This window comes from Limnohabitans sp. DM1, from assembly GCF_001269385.1.
In the GTDB taxonomy this organism is placed as follows: domain Bacteria; phylum Pseudomonadota; class Gammaproteobacteria; order Burkholderiales; family Burkholderiaceae_C; genus Limnohabitans_A.
Genome location: NZ_CXOO01000016.1, coordinates 24,063 through 39,994, shown reverse-complemented (window position 1 = coordinate 39,994; position 15,932 = coordinate 24,063). Strand labels below are relative to the sequence as shown.

Here is a 15,932-nt window from a genome sequence, read left to right as displayed (position 1 = left end):
AATGAGTGCGGGGCTGCCCATTTTCTGGGGTCGCCTGAGCGATTGCCTTTTTTGAAACCCGTTTTCTTTTTACTCGCTGGCCCCAATGGGGCTGGCAAATCGACGTTGTACCGTTCAGCGCTTGCTTCGGGCTTGTTGCCGTCTGATGCTGAATTTGTGAATGCGGACCTGCACGAAGCCCACGCTCTGCAGCACATCACCGATCCCGAACTGCGTTCTGCCCAAGCCCGGGCTTGGGCCGATGCGCGTCGCGCCGCTTGTTTGGCGCAAGGCCAATCGTTTGTGAGCGAGACGGTGTTTTCGCATCCGTCCAAACTGGCTTTGATGCGGGATGCGCGAGCGGCGGGTTTTGCCGTGGTGCTGTTGGTGGTGTGTGTGAATGACCCGCGTCAGTTGCTGGGCCGGGTGGCGCAGCGTGTGGCCGAGGGTGGTCACGATGTCCCGTCTGAGCGCATTTTGGCGCGTTACCCACGGACTTTGCAGAATTTACACGACGCGATCCCCTTGGCCGATTTGGCTTTGCTGTACGACACCTCGGGCGTGGGCCGACAGGGCATTTCTGGCCCCAAGCTGGTGGCCCGTTGGCGTCATGCGGTGTGGCATTGGCAGGTGGCGCGGCCACCGGCTTGGGCCAAAAAGGTTCAGCCAGCCAAGCCGCCCACGCCGCTGGTTTCGTAGTTCTGGCTTGTGGCGTGAGGACGAGAGGGTAGCGTGGGCACTGGTGTGGCCTTAGATGGCGTCTGGTGCATCCGGCGGCTGCCTTGGCACAGCGGCCAATGCAGCCTTGAACTTGTCCTCGCTGGCCCGTTCGGCACGTTCTTTGAGGTAGGTTTCTGTGGCCAAAGCCGAGACTTTTTCTGCCACGGCGCTGGCGATGAACTGGTTCATGGACACATGGTCCTGGCTGGCCATGGTTTTGGCCATGCTGTGCAGCGAGTCGGGCAGGCGAATGCTGATGGTGCTCATGATGATTTCTCCAGAATTTCTAGCAGTTGGCGGGGGCTCATGACTTGAACATGAAGGCTCGCAGCTTTTTTGAAGTCAGCCACGTTCCAAGTCACGATGCTGGCTTGGGCCTTGACGGCCAGCTCCAAAATAAAGTCGTTGTTGGGGTCTTTGAGCAAGGGTCGCCAGAGGTAAAAAATCCGGTGGTGTTCACTTTGGGCGCATAGGTAGTCGATGACATCGTCAATTTGGGCGTGGCTCAATGCCAGTTGTCCGCGCTTGAGGATGTCTTCGTATTCGGCAATCAGTGGCGCTGACACCTGCGGCAAAAATCGCGCTTGCCCCACCATGCTCAACAGCCGATGAGACACTCCCAGCTGTGAACGCAATGCGCTGTAAAGCACATTCGTGTCGAGGACGATGCGGGGGTTAAAAGTCATATTGGTATTATCAGAGATACCAAAAATCAGGTCAATCAGGTTTCGCTTTGTCTGTATTGAATGTGTGTGACCGGACGCTCGCAGGCTATCCAAGCTGATCTGCTCAAGCGTCTGACGCCGTGTTTGCCCCCATTTGTGCCATCACACACCGCTCCCCCAAATCGTCATGGCGCACAGTGTCGTCACCCAGGTAAACCAGCCAGATCAAGCGGCTGCTTCGATCACGCGCGTTTCAATGTGCAGTCCAGCAGCGGTGGCCATGTTCACCAGCGCATCGAGTCCGAACAAGTTGATCTTGCCGAGCATCAGATCGGAGACGCGTGGCTGAGTCACGCCCCAAAGGGTTGCGGTGCGCACTGGATCCCGTTTCTTCGCCCGGGATGACAAAAGTTTGTTCGTGATGGTTGATTCAACTTCATCGGGTCGGATCAATGTCTCGGCAGTTCATGGCCGATCTGCCCATTTTTTGAGCGCATGACGCCAGCCCAGTCGCCATGCGCCTTGGCGCAGTTGTCCTAGGGTTTATCCACAGCCTTGGGCACGGGGTGTGTGGATGACAGTGAGGTCGCTCGGTGCGGCGAAGGCGGTTTTGCAGCCAGTAGTTGGCAGCAGGCAAGGGTCAAGCCCGTGGCCGATGTGTTGGCCCGCCAGTGCGCCCAAGGCATTTCTGACGGATGACTGGTATGCCAGCCTGATGAGGGGGGCTGATCACCGAAGGGGGCGAGCAGGACTTGGAGCCCATTGATGACTACATCTGCAAATTCGACTGTGTGACCAATAACAACAGTGTGCAGGATGTTTTGATGGAAGCGGTGCAGAGCTGGTCTGATTTTCCTGGATAGGTGGGGTCAGGTCCCGTTTGTTTTGCCAGTCAAGCCGGCTTTTGAAGGCTTTGTGGCTTGCGATGCCTGGTCATGTTCTGCTCAGCAGAGCGCTTGAGCTGTTTTGTGTTCCGGCTTGGGGCTGCTCTTGGCTGTGGACTGGGTTTGTCGCACTGGGCAATTGCGGCCTTGATTGCAGTCGTGCTGGTACATGGCACAGCAGTTGCTTGGGGTTGTAAGGGCCGTTTTCAGCTGTTCAATAAGATGAAATATTTTCATAATGGCTCTTTTCTTCACGGATGTGTCAGGGCTCTATTTCCGATGGTTGGTGTGAAATTCGTTCTGTCAGTGCGTTGGATTACATCATAAATATGTGGTTATTGTCGATTGTGAATTTAATTTTTCCAATTTCACCAAATTAATTTGGTGTGGGTTTCATTGAGGTCAGATACTGATTTCCCCCCTTTGTGGTTTCGGCTTTGCTCTGTCTGTCTATCAACCATCTCGTACTCTTTGGGTGCCGACGTCTCCAAAGAGCCCCACAAAGACGGGCGGGCGGCCATTTGGGCGCGGGTACAATCTGTCTTTTGGAGCCCTAGCTTATGCGCCTACTCGGTAAAGCCCTGACTTTTGACGACGTTCTCCTTGTTCCCGCTTACTCCCAAGTCCTGCCCAAGGACACTTCGCTTGCGACGCAATTCACCCGAAATATCCGCCTGAACTTGCCCCTGGTGTCCGCTGCCATGGACACCGTGACCGAAGCGCGTCTGGCCATTGCCATCGCCCAAGAGGGCGGCATCGGCATCGTTCATAAAAACCTCACCGCGCAAGAGCAGGCCGCCCAGGTGGCCAAGGTCAAGCGCTACGAATCGGGTGTGTTGCGCGACCCGGTCGTCATCACCCCAGACACCACAGTGCGCCAGGTCATGGCCTTGAGCGACGAACTGGGTGTGTCGGGCTTTCCCGTTTGTGACGGCGGCAAAGTGGTCGGCATCGTGACCGGCCGCGATCTGCGCTTTGAGACCCGCTACGACCAGAAAGTCAGCGAGATCATGACCCCGCGTGAGCGCTTGATCACCGTGCCCGAAGGCACCACGCCCGAGCAAGCCAAGCACCTGCTGAACAAACACAAGCTCGAGCGCCTGCTGGTGGTGAATGACGCGTTTGAGCTGAAGGGCCTGATCACCGTCAAAGACATCACCAAGCAACTCAACTTCCCCAACGCCGCCCGCGATGGGGCAGGCAAACTGCGCGTGGGCGCGGCCGTGGGTGTGGGCGAGGGCACCGAAGAGCGCGTGGAGGCGCTGTCCCGCGCAGGTGTGGACGCCATCGTGGTGGACACCGCGCATGGCCACAGCAAAGGCGTGCTCGACCGCGTGCGCTGGGTCAAGCAAAACTACCCGCACATCGAAGTCATTGGCGGCAACATCGCCACGGGCGCAGCGGCTTTGGCCTTGGTCGAGGCGGGTGCGGACGGCGTCAAGGTCGGCATCGGCCCCGGCTCGATTTGCACCACCCGCATCGTGGCAGGCGTGGGCGTGCCGCAAATCATGGCCGTGGACTCTGTGGCCACGGCCCTCAAAGGCACGGGCGTGCCCCTCATTGCTGACGGCGGTATCCGCTACAGCGGCGACATCGCCAAAGCCATTGCTGCAGGCGCGGGCACCGTGATGATGGGCGGCATGTTTGCGGGCACCGAGGAAGCTCCCGGCGAAGTGATCTTGTTCCAGGGCCGCAGCTACAAGAGTTACCGCGGCATGGGCTCGATCGGCGCCATGCAGCAGGGCAGCGCCGACCGCTATTTCCAGGAGTCCAGCACCGGCAACCCCAACGCCGACAAACTGGTACCCGAAGGCATCGAAGGCCGTGTGCCCTATAAAGGCTCGGTCGTTGCGATCATTTACCAAATGGCAGGTGGCTTGCGCGCCAGCATGGGTTACTGCGGCTGCGCGACGATTGAGGCCATGCACAACGAATCGCAGTTTGTGGAAATCACCGCTGCCGGCATTCGCGAAAGCCATGTGCACGATGTGCAGATCACCAAGGAAGCTCCCAATTATCGGGCTGAGTGATGACTGCTGGCCTCTGACTTTCCCGGTCATAAATGTCGGTTATTGAAGAAAACAAGCCATGTTGCTGAATCAACTTCGCCAGATGAACACGCACCTGAACAGCCTGGCTGCTCAGTGCGGTGCAAGCCATCTGCGCGTATTTGGTTCAGTGGCGCGTGGCGAAGATACGCCCGACAGCGACGTGGATTTCCTGGTGGTGTTTCCTCGAGGCTACGACCTGTTCACCCAGCGCATGCCTTTGGCGCAAGCGCTAGGCGACTTGCTGCACCGCAAGGTCGACCTAGTGCCTGAGCACGAACTGAACCCGCACATTCGCGCCCAAGTGCTGGCTGAGGCTGTGTCGCTATGAGCAAGTCATGGCTGGCTTACGCGCACCAAATTCTGGATGTGTCCGCCAAAATTGGTCGCATTCAGGCGCGGGGCGATTTGACGCAAGATGAAGTGCTTTATGACGCAGCGCTGCGCAATTTGCAGACCCTCTCCGAAGCCACGCAGATGCTGCCCGATCATCTCAAGCAGCAGTTTCCTGCCATTCCTTGGCGTGAAATCAGCGGTTTTCGCAACATTCTGGTTCACAACTACCTGGGTGACATCGACGCACTGACTGTCCAGTCAGTGATCGATCGTCATCTTCCCCCTTTGATTGACTGTGTGCAGACCATGCTCGCAGCTGTTGCTTCTTCTGACACTTAAAGCGCTTTTTCGATGTCCCACTCCAAAATCCTGATCCTCGACTTCGGCTCGCAAGTCACCCAGCTGATTGCCCGCCGCGTGCGTGAAGCGCATGTGTTTTGTGAAGTTCACCCTTGCGACGTCAGCAGCGACTGGGTGCGTGAGTACGCCAAAGATGGCAACCTCAAAGGCATCATCTTGTCGGGCTCACACGCCAGCGTGTACGAAGTCGATGACCGCGCGCCAGACGCCGTTTTTGAGTTGGGTATTCCGGTCCTGGGCATTTGCTACGGCATGCAAACCATGGCCGAGCAGTTGGGCGGCAAGGTCGAAGCGGGCACCACCCGCGAGTTTGGCTATGCCGAAGTGCGGGCGCACGGTCACACCGAACTGCTCAAAGGCATCGAAGACTTTGCCACGCCCGAAGGCCACGGCATGCTCAAAGTCTGGATGAGCCACGGCGACAAGGTCACCCAGTTGCCCGACGGCTTCAAGGTCATGGCCTCGACCCCTGCTTGCCCGATTGCAGGCATGGCCGATGAATCGCGCCATTTCTACGCGGTGCAGTTCCACCCCGAAGTCACCCACACCGTGCAGGGCCAGGCGCTGCTCAACCGCTTTGTGCTCGACATTTGCAAGGCCAGCCCCGACTGGATCATGGGCAACTACATCGAAGAAGCCGTGGCCAAAATCCGCGAGCAAGTGGGCGACGAAGAAGTCATCCTTGGCTTGTCCGGTGGCGTCGATTCGTCGGTGGCAGCCGCATTGATCCACCGCGCCATCGGCGACAAGTTGACCTGCGTGTTTGTGGACCACGGCCTGCTGCGTCTGAACGAAGGCGACATGGTCATGGACATGTTTGTGGGCAAGTTGCACGCACACGTCATCCGCGTCGATGCCAGCGACTTGTTCTTGGGCAAGTTGGCAGGCGTGAGCGAGCCCGAAGCCAAGCGCAAGATCATTGGCGGCTTGTTTGTGGACGTGTTCAAGGAACAAGCCGCCACATTGAAGGCGGGCGACGGCGGCCACAAAGGCGCGACGTTCTTGGCCCAAGGCACGATTTACCCCGACGTGATCGAGTCGGGCGGCGCCAAGAGCAAGAAGGCCGTGACCATCAAGAGCCATCACAACGTGGGCGGCTTGCCCGAACAACTGGGCTTGAAACTGTTGGAGCCGCTGCGCGAACTCTTCAAAGACGAGGTGCGTGAACTGGGTGTCGCACTAGGCTTGCCCCGCGAGATGGTCTACCGCCATCCCTTCCCAGGCCCAGGTCTGGGCGTGCGGATATTGGGTGAAGTCAAAAAAGAATACGCCGACCTGCTGCGCCGTGCGGATGCGATCTTCATCGAAGAGCTGCGCAACTTCACCGATGAGTCCGGCAAGACCTGGTACGACCTGACCAGTCAGGCTTTCACAGTGTTCTTGCCCGTGAAAAGCGTGGGCGTGATGGGCGACGGCCGCACCTACGACTACGTGGTGGCCCTCCGTGCAGTGCAGACCAGCGACTTCATGACGGCGGATTGGGCCGAGTTGCCTTACGCGCTGCTCAAGAAAGTGTCGGGCCGCATCATCAACGAGGTGCGCGGCATTAACCGAGTGACTTACGACGTGTCGAGCAAGCCGCCTGCAACGATCGAATGGGAATAATCCCCTGAAGCCCTGAGTGGAGGTTGACCGTGAAAGTTCAAATTTTTCGAGGCCTCAACATCCTGCTCTTGAGTTTGGCGGCTTTGACGCCTTCATGGGCGCAAGACCGGTCTTCGGTCATCACTTCTGAAAAACACGCTTTCCGTCTGGCCACCTTGGTGACCGGGTTTGAGAACCCATGGTCGGTGGCTTTTTTGCCCGATGGCCACATGTTGGTCACCGAGCGGGCGGGGCGCATGCGTTTGGTAGGGGCCGATTTTCGTGTGGACCCCAAAGTGATTGAAGGGCTGCCTGAAGTCGCTGAGCGCGGGCAGGGCGGTTTGTTTGATGTGGCCCTGCACCCGCAATATGCGCAAAACGGCTGGATTTATTGGGCTTACAACGCGCCGGGCGCTGGCGGCTGGGGCACGGCCTTGGCGCGGGGCAAACTCCAAGGCCAGCGCATGACCGAGGTTCAGGTGTTGTTCAGCATGCAGCCCAAAACCCGTTCAAGCCAGCATTTTGGTGGGCGCATTGTGTTCGACAAATCCGGCTTGCTTTACCTGACCTTGGGTGACCGGGGCGACAAAGACCGCGCCCAAAAGCTGGATGACCATGCCGGCTCCGTCATCCGATTGCACGACGATGGCCGAGTGCCTGCCGACAACCCCTTGTCCAAGCGGGTCGGGGCCTTGCCCGAAAAATGGACCTTGGGCAACCGCAACATGCAGGGCGCGGCCCTGCACCCCCAAACCGGCGAGCTGTGGACGCACGAGCATGGACCGCAAGGCGGTGACGAGGTCAATGTGATGCGCCCGGGTCTCAATTACGGCTGGCCCGTGATCACCTACGGGGTCAACTACGGCTTGGGCACCCGCATTGGCGAGGGGCAGGCTAAGCCCGGCATGGTGCAGCCCTTGCATGTGTGGGTGCCATCGATAGCGCCATCGGGCATGGCTTTTGTGAGTGGCTCGCAGTTTCCCCAATGGCAAGGCAATGTGCTGGTGGGGGCCTTGCGCGGCCAAATGCTGGTGAGGCTGGTGCTCGATGGCGAGAAAGTCATCCGCGAAGAGCGTTTGCTGCAAGGCCGGGCAGGGCGCATTCGCGATGTCCGCATGGGTCCGGACGGTTTGGTTTATTTGCTGAGCGACTCCCCCAACGGGGCCTTGATGCGACTGGAGCCTGAGCGGCCTTGAGCAGCGGGATGGATGCCCTGACTTTTGGTAACCTCAAGGCACCATGTACCTGGCCCAACAGTTCCACCACACCGACCCCGCCATCGCGCAGCGCATCATGCGCGATGACCCGCTGGGGTCCATCGTCTCGGTCGGGGCAGAGGGGTTTCCGGTGATCAGCCGCATACCTGCGTATTGGCAAGCGGCCTCGCTGTGGGCGCAAGGCCTGCCCGCCAACTTCACCGGGTCGATGCTCAAGGGCATTGAGGCTTTTGAAATGCAGATCACCGCCTTCCAATGCGCCGTGAAGCGCAACCATCAACGGCCCAAAGCCCATGCCGCCATGCACGCGGCTCAAATGCAAGGTACGGAGCAAACCCAAGCGCTAGCCCCTTGGATGAAAGACCTGGGTTGGATGCCACCGAGCCAAGACAGGAAGTGATGCACCATGTTTGAACATTACAGCAAACCCCTGATTCCAGAGGCTGCCTATCACCGGCGATTGATCAGTGCGGCAGGCTTGGCATTTCTGCTCATTGGCCTGTCCTTGTTGGCGGGCATGGTCGGCTACCACGAGCTGGAGGGTATGTCCTGGGTGGACGCCTACCTGAGTGCCGCCATGATCCTCTCGGGCATGGGGCCCGTTGGCGAGCCGTTGAGTCAGGGCGGCAAATTGTTTGCAGGCACATATGCCCTTTACAGCGGCTTTGTGGCCCTCATTTGTGTTGGCGTGATCGGCGCACCTGTGTTGCACCGATTTTTGCACCGCTTCCATCTCGAAGAGGACACCGACGCATGAGCACCTGGTCCGATGAGCAAGGCATGCGCTTGGCACTGGCGCAAGCCCAGCTGGCCGCTGCGGCGGGTGAGGTGCCCGTGGGCGCGGTGGTCGTCAAGAACGGCCAAGTCATCGCCACAGGCCGCAATGCCCCGATCGCCAGCCACGACCCGACAGCGCATGCCGAGGTAGTGGCGCTGCGTGAAGCGGCTCGGGTGCTGGGCAATTACAGGCTCGACGGTTGCACGCTGTATGTGACGCTGGAGCCCTGCGCCATGTGCAGCGGCGCCATGCTGCATGCCCGGGTTAACCGGGTGGTGTTTGGCGCGGCCGACCCGCGCACGGGCGTGGCGGGCTCTGTGCTCAACCTGTTTGGCCACACGCAGCTGAACCATCAGACTCAGGTGACGGGCGGTGTGCTGGCCGATGAATGCGGTCAGTTGCTCAAGGATTTTTTCAGGCCCAAAAGAATGAATGCCCAACCCCTCAGAGAAGACGCGCTGCGCACCCCCGATGCCGCGTTTGCCGATTTGCCTGACTACCCCTGGCAGCCGCATTATGTGAACGACCTGCCCAGCATCTTGGGTTTGCGCATGCATTACCTGGATGAGGGCGACGCTCATGCGCCGCTGACCTGGTTGTGCCTGCACGGCAACCCGGCCTGGAGTTACCTCTACCGCAAGATGATCCCGGTCTGGCTTGCAACGGGGCAGCGCGTGGTGGCACCCGACTTGATTGGTTTTGGCAAGAGCGATAAGCCCAAGAAGGACAGCTTTCACCAGTTTGAAATCCACCGTCAGTCTTTGCTCGATTTGATCGAACGCCTTGACCTGCAGCGCGTGGTGCTGGTGGTGCAAGACTGGGGTGGCATTTTGGGCCTGACTTTGCCCATGGCTGCGCCGGAGCGTTACAAGGGTCTGCTGGTCATGAACACCACTTTGGCCACGGGCGAGACCCCCTTGAGCGCAGGCTTTTTGGCCTGGCGCGACTGGTGCCAAAGCCAGCCGCAGTTTGACGTGGGCAAGTTGTTCAAGCGCGGCAACCCCGGCATGACGCTGCAAGAAACGGCGGCCTACAACGCACCGTTTCCTGACAAGGGCTTTCGGGCATCTCTCAGGGCTTTTCCTCCGATGGTGCCGGAGTTTGCAGATTCTCCCGGTGCGGCCATCTCTCGCCAAGCGCAAGCCTTTTGGCGCGATGACTGGCAGGGTCAAAGCTTGATGGCCATTGGCCAGCAAGACCCGGTGCTGGGCGAGCCCGTGATGCGCCAGTTGCAAAGCCAGATCAAGGGCTGCCCTGAGCCGATGGTTTTGCCCGATGCGGGCCATTTTGTGCAGGAACAGGGCAGGGCAATTGCCGAGGCGGCTGTGCGACACTTCAAGCCTTGATACGTTCGCTTTCCAAGGGCAGCCGAGCCAGGCCAGAGCGTGACATCAGCCTCCAATCCACAAAAAAATCATGGCCCACATTTACATTTTTTCCCCCTCCAGCGCCGTGCGCGACAAAGCGGCATTTCGCCGGGGCGTGAAGCGCCTGAAAGCCCAAGGCCACGAGGTGGAAGTCGACGAAGCCGCTTTGGCCAGCCACATGCGCTTTGCAGGCGACGACGTCACGCGCATAGCCGCCATCACCCGTGCTGCGGCTAGTGGTGCCGATGTGGCACTCATCTCGCGAGGCGGCTACGGCCTCACGCGCATCCTGCCGGCCTTGCCCTATAAACAGATTGCCAAAGCCATTGACGGTGGCATGCAGTTTGTGGGCCTGAGCGATTTCACGGCCTTCAACCAGGCGGTGTTGGCCAAGACCGGTCGCATCAGCTGGCAAGGACCGGCGCTGGGCGAAGACTTTGGCCCAGAACAAGAGCCCGACGACATCATGCAAGCCTGCTTTGACGACCTGCTTCTGGAGCAAGGGGAGGGAACGGGCTGGCAACGGCCCAAAGCCGAGGCCGAGCGCCGCGTGCTGGTGAAAGACGCGCCGTTGTGGGGTGGCAACCTGACTGTGCTGACCTCGCTGCTTGGTACGCCGTATTTCCCGCAAATCAAAGGCGGCGTGCTGTTCCTCGAAGAGGTGGGCGAGCACCCTTACCGGGTTGAGCGCATGCTGACCCAGCTGCTGCATGCAGGCGTTTTGGCCCAGCAAAAAGCGGTGCTGTTCGGCCAGTTCAGCAACTACAAACTGGTGCCCACCCACGACAAAGGCTTCAAGCTGGCCACCGTGGTCGATTGGCTGCGCAGCCAGATCAAAGCGCCTGTGCTCACCGGTTTGCCCTTTGGCCATGTCGAAACCAAGGTACTTCTGCCCGTGGGCGCCAAAGTCGACCTTGTCACCGAAGGGCGTGACGCGCTAATGGTTTGGAGCCACATTTGATTTTGTGGGTTCGTTGAAGGACAGATGTCGGACTCTTCGAGTGCCGACCTACGGAAAAGTCTTCGGACCTTTGCAAGGCTGACCTTCGGGCTGCCTTTTAGGTCGGCGTTCGAAGACCCCAACATGGGCGCAGACAAGGGCAAATGCCCCAAAAAACAGGAGACACACATGAAATGGTTCGGACGATTGGCATTGCTGTGCGTGGCGGCAGCCTTGGCAACTGGCGGCGTGGTCAGTGTGCACCTCTTGCGCAGCATGCCCAAGCTGGACGGCCAAGCCTCGCTCAAGGGCTTGAAGGGGCCCGTGCAGGTTGCTCGTGATGCATCGGATGTGACCCACATTACTGCAGGCAGTGTCATGGATGCCTGGCGTGCCATGGGTTTTGTGCATGCGCAAGAACGCGGCTGGCAACTCGAATTCAACCGCCGACTGATGCGGGGTGAGTTGTCTGAAATTCTGGGCGCTGCCACGCTGGACACCGACAAGCTGATGCGCACCCTGGGCATCATCGGCATGGCTCGCCAGCAACTGAAGGGTTTGTCGCCCGCTGCCCAGGCGGCTTTGCAGGCTTACAGCGAAGGGATTCAGGACGCCTGGCAAAGTGGCCAGGTTCGGCCTTCGCCTGAATTCAAGCTGCTGGGCACGCAGGCGGGTGGCCAAAGCGGCCAGGCCTGGAGCCCTGAAGACAGCGTGGGCTGGGCGCTCATGATGGCGCTGGATCTGGGCGGCAATTGGGGCCAGGAGTTTGCCCGTTTGTCGGCTTCGCAGGTGCTGAAACACGAACAACTTTGGCAATTGTTGCCCGCCTACCCCGGCGAAAAACCCGCCACCGCGGTGGACTTGCCCGCCTTGTATGCCCGACTGGGCGTGTATGCGCCAGCCACCGCCAAAGCCGCGCAGGCCCAGCCACCCGTCTCGGCTTTGGCCCAGTGGTCGGATGATTGGGTGCGAGACATGGGCATTCTGGAAGGCAAGGGCAGCAACAACTGGGTGGTGCCCGGCAGCCGCACGGTGACAGGCAAGCCTTTGCTTGCCAATGACCCGCACCTGGCCCTGAGCTCCCCTGCAATTTGGTACTTTGCCCACCTCAAGGCGCCCGCTGGCGAGTTGCCCGGCGGCCAAAAACACCCCGCGCTGAACGTGATGGGCGCCACATTGCCGGGCTTGCCTTTTGTGGTGCTAGGGCGCACGCCGGGCGTGGCCTGGGGCTTTACCAACACCGGACCAGACGTGCAAGACCTCTATCTGGAACAACTCGACAGCGCCAAGCCCGATCAGTACCGCACGCCTGAAGGCTGGGCCAATTTTGAGCAGCGCAGCGAAACGATCCGCGTCAAAGGGCAGGGGGATGTGGTGCTGACCGTGCGCAGCACCCGCCACGGCCCGGTCATCAGCGATGTGCAGCCTCAATACCGGGGCTTGATCAACGCGCAGCGCTACGCCGTCAGCCTGCGCTGGTCGGCCCTGACGCCTGACAACAAAACCGTAGAAGCGGGCATGCAGGCCAATTGGGCGCAAACCGTGCCGCAATTGCAGCAGGCCTTTGCCGACCACCACGCGCCGATGCAAAGCGTGGTCATGGCCGACACCCAAGGCACCGTGGCTTTTCGCGCAGTGGGCAAGCTGCCCACGCGTGCGGCCAACAACGACATCCGTGGCGTGGCCCCATCGCCGGGCTGGCTGGCGCAATACGACTGGACGGGCTGGTTGCCTGCGGCCCAAAACCCAGGCTTGGACGCCGCGCACATTGAAAAGAAAGGCTGGCACGCCACGGCCAACCAGAATATTTTGCCGCCCGATTACCCCCACTTCATAGGCGGTGACTGGACTACCCCCGAGCGCTTTGAACGCATCGAGCAGCTCTTGGCAGCCAAACCCCAACACAGCCGCGAAAGCCTGCAGGCCATTCAATACGATGTGTTGTCATTGGGCGTAAAAGCCTTGTTGCCAGCTTTGCAGCGCGCGCAACCTCAGCACCCTTTGGGCGCGCAGGCCCTGAAAGTGCTGAGCACATTTGACGGTCAAATGCGCCAGGACAGTGCACCGGCCTTGATCTTCAACGTCTGGGCCGATGAATTGACGCGGGCTTTGCTGGTGCCGCAACTCGGTGCAGAGCGCTTTCAGGGCTTGTACGGCAAACGCCATTTCCGTGCAGCCGTGGAAGGCATCTTGAGCCGCCAGGATGCTTTTTGGTGTGGGGCATCAGGTTGCGGGGCACAGGTGTCGGCCGCTTTGGACCGTGCCCTTGCGCGCATTTCAGCCAGTCAAGGACAGAATTTGTCGCAATGGCGCTGGGGCGTCTGGCACCCGGCCATCAGCGGGCACAAGCCCTTTGGCAAGGTGCCCTATCTGAATGCCCTGTTTGATGTGCGCACCGAAAGTGCAGGGGATTTGTTCACTGTCAACGTGGGCCAGTACTGGGCCAATGACAAGCAAGAACCGTTTGCCAACCGGCATGCCGCGTCTTTGCGGGCGGTGTACGACCTGTCTGCGCCTGACGCCTCGCAATTCATCTACCAGACTGGGCAAAGCGGTCATGTGTTTTCATCGCGCAGCCGTGACATGGCCGCAGCTTGGGCACAAGGTACATACCGCGATTTGCGATTTGAACCCGGCTATTGGGCGCATCAGATGGTCTTGAACCCCTGAGCAAACCGCGCCAATACGTCGGACTCTTCGAGCCAACGTCCGTCAGGTTGACTTGTCGGTGGCCTATTGATCCGGCACGCTGAAGTTTGAAATGTGTCGGAACGGTCATCTCGCAAGTCGGCACTCGTAGAGTCCGACATGATGGCGTTTCAGCACAGGCCCATGTCAGGGTCTTTGACCGCCGACCTACAACAGCTTTGAGCATTGATCTCGTAGGTCGGTACTCGCAGAGTCCGACATGATGGGTTTCGGCACAGGCCCATGTCGGGGTCTTTGACCGCCGACACACAACATCTTTGAGCATTGAAAACTTCAAATGACCGAATGAATAAGTCCCCGAGATGGACATATGCCGAGCCCGCAAAGCCCCAAGTGTCCATAGCAGGACAGTTGCTTTGGATGTTTGGGCATACCCTTATCGCATGCTGAATTTACCCACGCCTGAACTGAATTTTTTCGCCGATTTGTCGGTCCGAGTCGACAAGCCGCTTGAGGTCGGACAGGCCTTGCATGGCATGCGGCGGGTGATCCCGATTTTGGGCGGTGAAGTGCAAGGGCAGGGCTGGAGCGCACGCGTTTTGCCAGGCGGGGCTGACTTTCAATTGATCCTGAACCAGCGCATGGCCGAGCTGGATGCGCGCTATGTGATCGAGACCGATGGCGGCGATTTGATCTTTGTGCAAAACCGGGCCGTACGCACGGCTGCGCCTGAGGTCATGGCCAAGCTGGTGCGCGGCGAACCCGTGGAGCCGGAATCCGTGTATTTCAGATGCAGCCCAAGTTTCGAAACGGCTTCCAACGCCTTGAGTTGGATCAACGAGCGCTTGTTTGTGGGCACCGGTGCGCGTCACCCTGACCGTGTGGTCATGCGATTTTTCGAAGTGGCCTGAAAGCCCGATCGCAGGATTGCCATTCATCGCAGTCAAAGAAACATGCCAACGGCTTCATTAGGACAGCGTCTCGTTTTATCTTCTTTATATTTTGAACTGGCATAGAGCCGTTCGTATGGACGCCCGATTGATTATCTTCATAACTTAACATAATATGCAAAGTCGAACACTTAAGTTCTATAAAGTGTTGAAGAGGCTTACTCTCGTTAACTACCCGACACCTTTATATCACGAAAAAACCACAAATATGTGTATTTATTTAGAAAAATGTTCAAGGGTGCAGCAGTTGAGCGCCACGCGTTTAAGCCAGTTTGACTGGAGAACGGCCATTGGCGTTAGATACAGATTTTTCAATCCAGTAGTTATCACCTCTCAGGGTTGCGTTTTCGCTGATGCCAGGAAGCTGACTAAAAAACGGCTGATTGGCGGATTCATCCATTCTTCGACTTTCCAGAAACTCGATTCTGGCGTGAAGTGTAGATACGTATCTCTTTAGACTTGAGGCATGAGCCCGGTGAACTTGTGCTTCGTTGTGTAACTCGTAATTAAGCACAGAGAACCCCAAATCAGTTTCCCAAAAAAGCGCGTACAAAACGGCTCGTGGAGCTGAGTTGGATTTCATCCACCGACTGACTGTCTGCGGAGTGACGCCCAAGTGCTTGGCAATCGCATCAGGGTTACGAATTCCGTTCCGTAACCTTGCTATCAAAGTTTGAAAGCAGGGGAGTTGTGTTGGGGCATAAGTGAAGAACTTGTTTTTTGACATTGCTATTTTTCGGTGGACCACGGATTAGCAATTTTGTAGTAAAGAGCACCGCTGGCCCAAAAATCAGCAAGGCTGAAATCGGAATCGGCGAGAACTGGAAATCATCGCGTAAAATGTATACGTATAACGTGTTTAAGGACGATCATGCACAAGAAAATGACCATCACGCTCGATGAGGCAGTCTACGAAGGACTGTGGCGCACGATTGGCAAGCGTAAAATGAGCCAGTTCATTGAGGACTTGCTGCGCCCTCACGTCCTGGGCAAATCCCTCGATGACGGATACAAGGCCATGGCGCAAGACCAGGCACGTGAAGCCGAAGCGTTGGAATGGACCAATGCACTTGCGAAAGACATGGCTAATGAAGCGAGGTGAAGTCTGGTGGGTTGAATTCGATCCAGCTTTGGGTACGGAAATCAAGAAAACCCGGCCCGCAGTCATCGTCAGCAACGATGCCGCCAATCGAAATCTGGCCAGGGTAGTGGTTGTGCCGCTGACGAGTAATACCGGTAGGGCCTATCCAGGTGAGGCATTGGTGAGCGTCGCGGGACAGGCCAGCAAAGCGATGGCCGACCAAATCATGGCGGCAGACAAAGCCAGGTTAAAAAGCCAGCTTGGAAGTCTTGAAAAAGCCGATATGCTGGCGGTGGAAGAAGCCATAAAAATTCATCTTGGCTTGCCGAGATAGAGGCATCACACTGACCCCAACTGTCTAATGCCTAGCAGTC

18 protein-coding genes are annotated in these 15,932 nt (G+C 58.5%); 14 read left to right on the top strand and 4 right to left on the bottom strand.

Annotation, left to right across the window (positions count from 1 at the left end; genetic code table 11):
- Positions 1-42 precede the first annotated feature (42 nt).
- Entirely contained in the window at positions 43-678 is a 636-nt protein-coding gene (locus tag AMM33_RS07265) for an AAA family ATPase (RefSeq protein WP_369802414.1), read from the top strand.
- A 51-nt stretch (positions 679-729) separates the two neighbouring features.
- Here the strand turns inward: AMM33_RS07265 and AMM33_RS07260 are convergent, their stop codons facing one another.
- The 3 genes from AMM33_RS07260 to AMM33_RS07250 all read right to left on the bottom strand — a co-directional run bounded on the left by AMM33_RS07260 (position 730) and on the right by AMM33_RS07250 (position 1,817).
- Entirely contained in the window at positions 730-966 is a 237-nt protein-coding gene (locus tag AMM33_RS07260; RefSeq protein ID WP_228767996.1) for a toxin-antitoxin system HicB family antitoxin, read from the bottom strand.
- Positions 963-1,385 carry a putative toxin-antitoxin system toxin component, PIN family gene (locus AMM33_RS07255; protein WP_090139979.1) on the bottom strand — a complete coding sequence of 141 codons (423 nt, stop codon included), beginning with the start codon at positions 1,383-1,385 and terminating at the stop codon, positions 963-965. Before AMM33_RS07255 ends, AMM33_RS07260 begins: the two co-directional genes overlap by 4 nt.
- Positions 1,386-1,589: 204 nt before the next feature.
- Positions 1,590-1,817, bottom strand: a complete 228-nt coding sequence (locus AMM33_RS07250; protein WP_090139976.1) for an XRE family transcriptional regulator — start codon at positions 1,815-1,817, stop codon at positions 1,590-1,592.
- 991 nt (positions 1,818-2,808) lie between these two features.
- On the opposite strand from AMM33_RS07250, the gene guaB reads away from it, so the two are divergent.
- The 11 genes from guaB to AMM33_RS07195 all read left to right on the top strand — a co-directional run bounded on the left by guaB (position 2,809) and on the right by AMM33_RS07195 (position 14,438).
- Positions 2,809-4,278, top strand: coding sequence for an IMP dehydrogenase (gene guaB / locus AMM33_RS07245; RefSeq protein WP_090139974.1), 1,470 nt, complete (start codon positions 2,809-2,811; stop codon positions 4,276-4,278).
- A 58-nt stretch (positions 4,279-4,336) separates the two neighbouring features.
- Positions 4,337-4,627 (top strand): nucleotidyltransferase family protein, encoded by a 291-nt coding sequence (locus AMM33_RS07240; protein WP_090139972.1) that lies wholly within the window; start codon positions 4,337-4,339, stop codon positions 4,625-4,627.
- A gap of 38 nt (positions 4,628-4,665) precedes the next feature.
- Positions 4,666-4,971, top strand: coding sequence for a HepT-like ribonuclease domain-containing protein (locus AMM33_RS07235; protein WP_228767995.1), 306 nt, complete (start codon positions 4,666-4,668; stop codon positions 4,969-4,971).
- 12 nt (positions 4,972-4,983) lie between these two features.
- Positions 4,984-6,597: a glutamine-hydrolyzing GMP synthase gene (guaA, locus tag AMM33_RS07230; RefSeq protein WP_090139967.1), complete on the top strand. Its 1,614-nt coding sequence runs from the start codon at positions 4,984-4,986 to the stop codon at positions 6,595-6,597.
- A gap of 29 nt (positions 6,598-6,626) precedes the next feature.
- Positions 6,627-7,772: a PQQ-dependent sugar dehydrogenase gene (locus AMM33_RS07225; RefSeq protein ID WP_228767994.1), complete on the top strand. Its 1,146-nt coding sequence runs from the start codon at positions 6,627-6,629 to the stop codon at positions 7,770-7,772.
- Positions 7,773-7,815: 43 nt separating this feature from the next.
- A complete protein-coding gene (locus AMM33_RS07220) occupies positions 7,816-8,193 on the top strand; it encodes a hypothetical protein (protein WP_090139965.1) in 378 nt (125 codons plus the stop codon).
- A gap of 6 nt (positions 8,194-8,199) precedes the next feature.
- Positions 8,200-8,550, top strand: coding sequence for a hypothetical protein (locus AMM33_RS07215; protein ID WP_090139963.1), 351 nt, complete (start codon positions 8,200-8,202; stop codon positions 8,548-8,550).
- Entirely contained in the window at positions 8,547-9,917 is a 1,371-nt protein-coding gene (tadA, locus tag AMM33_RS07210) for a tRNA adenosine(34) deaminase TadA (protein WP_090139961.1), read from the top strand. The genes AMM33_RS07215 and tadA overlap by 4 nt, the downstream gene beginning before the upstream one ends.
- Positions 9,918-9,987: 70 nt before the next feature.
- A complete protein-coding gene (locus AMM33_RS07205) occupies positions 9,988-10,899 on the top strand; it encodes an LD-carboxypeptidase (RefSeq protein ID WP_090139959.1) in 912 nt (303 codons plus the stop codon).
- 168 nt (positions 10,900-11,067) lie between these two features.
- A complete protein-coding gene (locus AMM33_RS07200) occupies positions 11,068-13,548 on the top strand; it encodes a penicillin acylase family protein (RefSeq protein ID WP_090140006.1) in 2,481 nt (826 codons plus the stop codon).
- 422 nt (positions 13,549-13,970) lie between these two features.
- Positions 13,971-14,438 carry a DUF3237 domain-containing protein gene (locus AMM33_RS07195; protein WP_090139957.1) on the top strand — a complete coding sequence of 156 codons (468 nt, stop codon included), beginning with the start codon at positions 13,971-13,973 and terminating at the stop codon, positions 14,436-14,438.
- Between the two features lie 301 nt (positions 14,439-14,739).
- On the opposite strand, the gene AMM33_RS21840 is transcribed toward AMM33_RS07195, so the two are convergent.
- Entirely contained in the window at positions 14,740-14,877 is a 138-nt protein-coding gene (locus AMM33_RS21840; RefSeq protein ID WP_194945303.1) for a hypothetical protein, read from the bottom strand.
- Between the two features lie 483 nt (positions 14,878-15,360).
- Between AMM33_RS21840 and AMM33_RS07190 the strand changes: the two genes are divergently transcribed.
- Both AMM33_RS07190 and AMM33_RS07185 read left to right on the top strand, forming a co-directional pair.
- A complete protein-coding gene (locus AMM33_RS07190) occupies positions 15,361-15,579 on the top strand; it encodes an addiction module antitoxin (RefSeq protein WP_228767993.1) in 219 nt (72 codons plus the stop codon).
- The gene (locus AMM33_RS07185) at positions 15,566-15,892 is read left to right on the top strand and encodes a type II toxin-antitoxin system PemK/MazF family toxin (RefSeq protein WP_090139952.1); all 327 of its coding nucleotides are present in this window, start codon (positions 15,566-15,568) and stop codon (positions 15,890-15,892) included. The genes AMM33_RS07190 and AMM33_RS07185 overlap by 14 nt, the downstream gene beginning before the upstream one ends.
- The last annotated feature ends 40 nt before the right edge of the window (positions 15,893-15,932 follow it).

What these genes read in the sequence shown, in the direction of transcription:
- AMM33_RS07260 (WP_228767996.1), bottom strand. Translation starts at nt 966, where the DNA reads ATGAGCACCATCAGCATTCGCCTGCCCGACTCGCTGCACAGCATGGCC.
- AMM33_RS07200 (WP_090140006.1), top strand. Translation starts at nt 11,068, where the DNA reads ATGAAATGGTTCGGACGATTGGCATTGCTGTGCGTGGCGGCAGCCTTG.
- AMM33_RS07205 (WP_090139959.1), top strand. Translation starts at nt 9,988, where the DNA reads ATGGCCCACATTTACATTTTTTCCCCCTCCAGCGCCGTGCGCGACAAA.
- guaB (WP_090139974.1), top strand. Translation starts at nt 2,809, where the DNA reads ATGCGCCTACTCGGTAAAGCCCTGACTTTTGACGACGTTCTCCTTGTT.
- AMM33_RS07185 (WP_090139952.1), top strand. Translation starts at nt 15,566, where the DNA reads ATGAAGCGAGGTGAAGTCTGGTGGGTTGAATTCGATCCAGCTTTGGGT.
- AMM33_RS07215 (WP_090139963.1), top strand. Translation starts at nt 8,200, where the DNA reads ATGTTTGAACATTACAGCAAACCCCTGATTCCAGAGGCTGCCTATCAC.
- AMM33_RS07240 (WP_090139972.1), top strand. Translation starts at nt 4,337, where the DNA reads ATGTTGCTGAATCAACTTCGCCAGATGAACACGCACCTGAACAGCCTG.
- AMM33_RS07195 (WP_090139957.1), top strand. Translation starts at nt 13,971, where the DNA reads ATGCTGAATTTACCCACGCCTGAACTGAATTTTTTCGCCGATTTGTCG.
- tadA (WP_090139961.1), top strand. Translation starts at nt 8,547, where the DNA reads ATGAGCACCTGGTCCGATGAGCAAGGCATGCGCTTGGCACTGGCGCAA.
- guaA (WP_090139967.1), top strand. Translation starts at nt 4,984, where the DNA reads ATGTCCCACTCCAAAATCCTGATCCTCGACTTCGGCTCGCAAGTCACC.
- AMM33_RS21840 (WP_194945303.1), bottom strand. Translation starts at nt 14,877, where the DNA reads ATGGATGAATCCGCCAATCAGCCGTTTTTTAGTCAGCTTCCTGGCATC.
- AMM33_RS07255 (WP_090139979.1), bottom strand. Translation starts at nt 1,385, where the DNA reads ATGACTTTTAACCCCCGCATCGTCCTCGACACGAATGTGCTTTACAGC.
- AMM33_RS07220 (WP_090139965.1), top strand. Translation starts at nt 7,816, where the DNA reads ATGTACCTGGCCCAACAGTTCCACCACACCGACCCCGCCATCGCGCAG.
- AMM33_RS07190 (WP_228767993.1), top strand. Translation starts at nt 15,361, where the DNA reads ATGACCATCACGCTCGATGAGGCAGTCTACGAAGGACTGTGGCGCACG.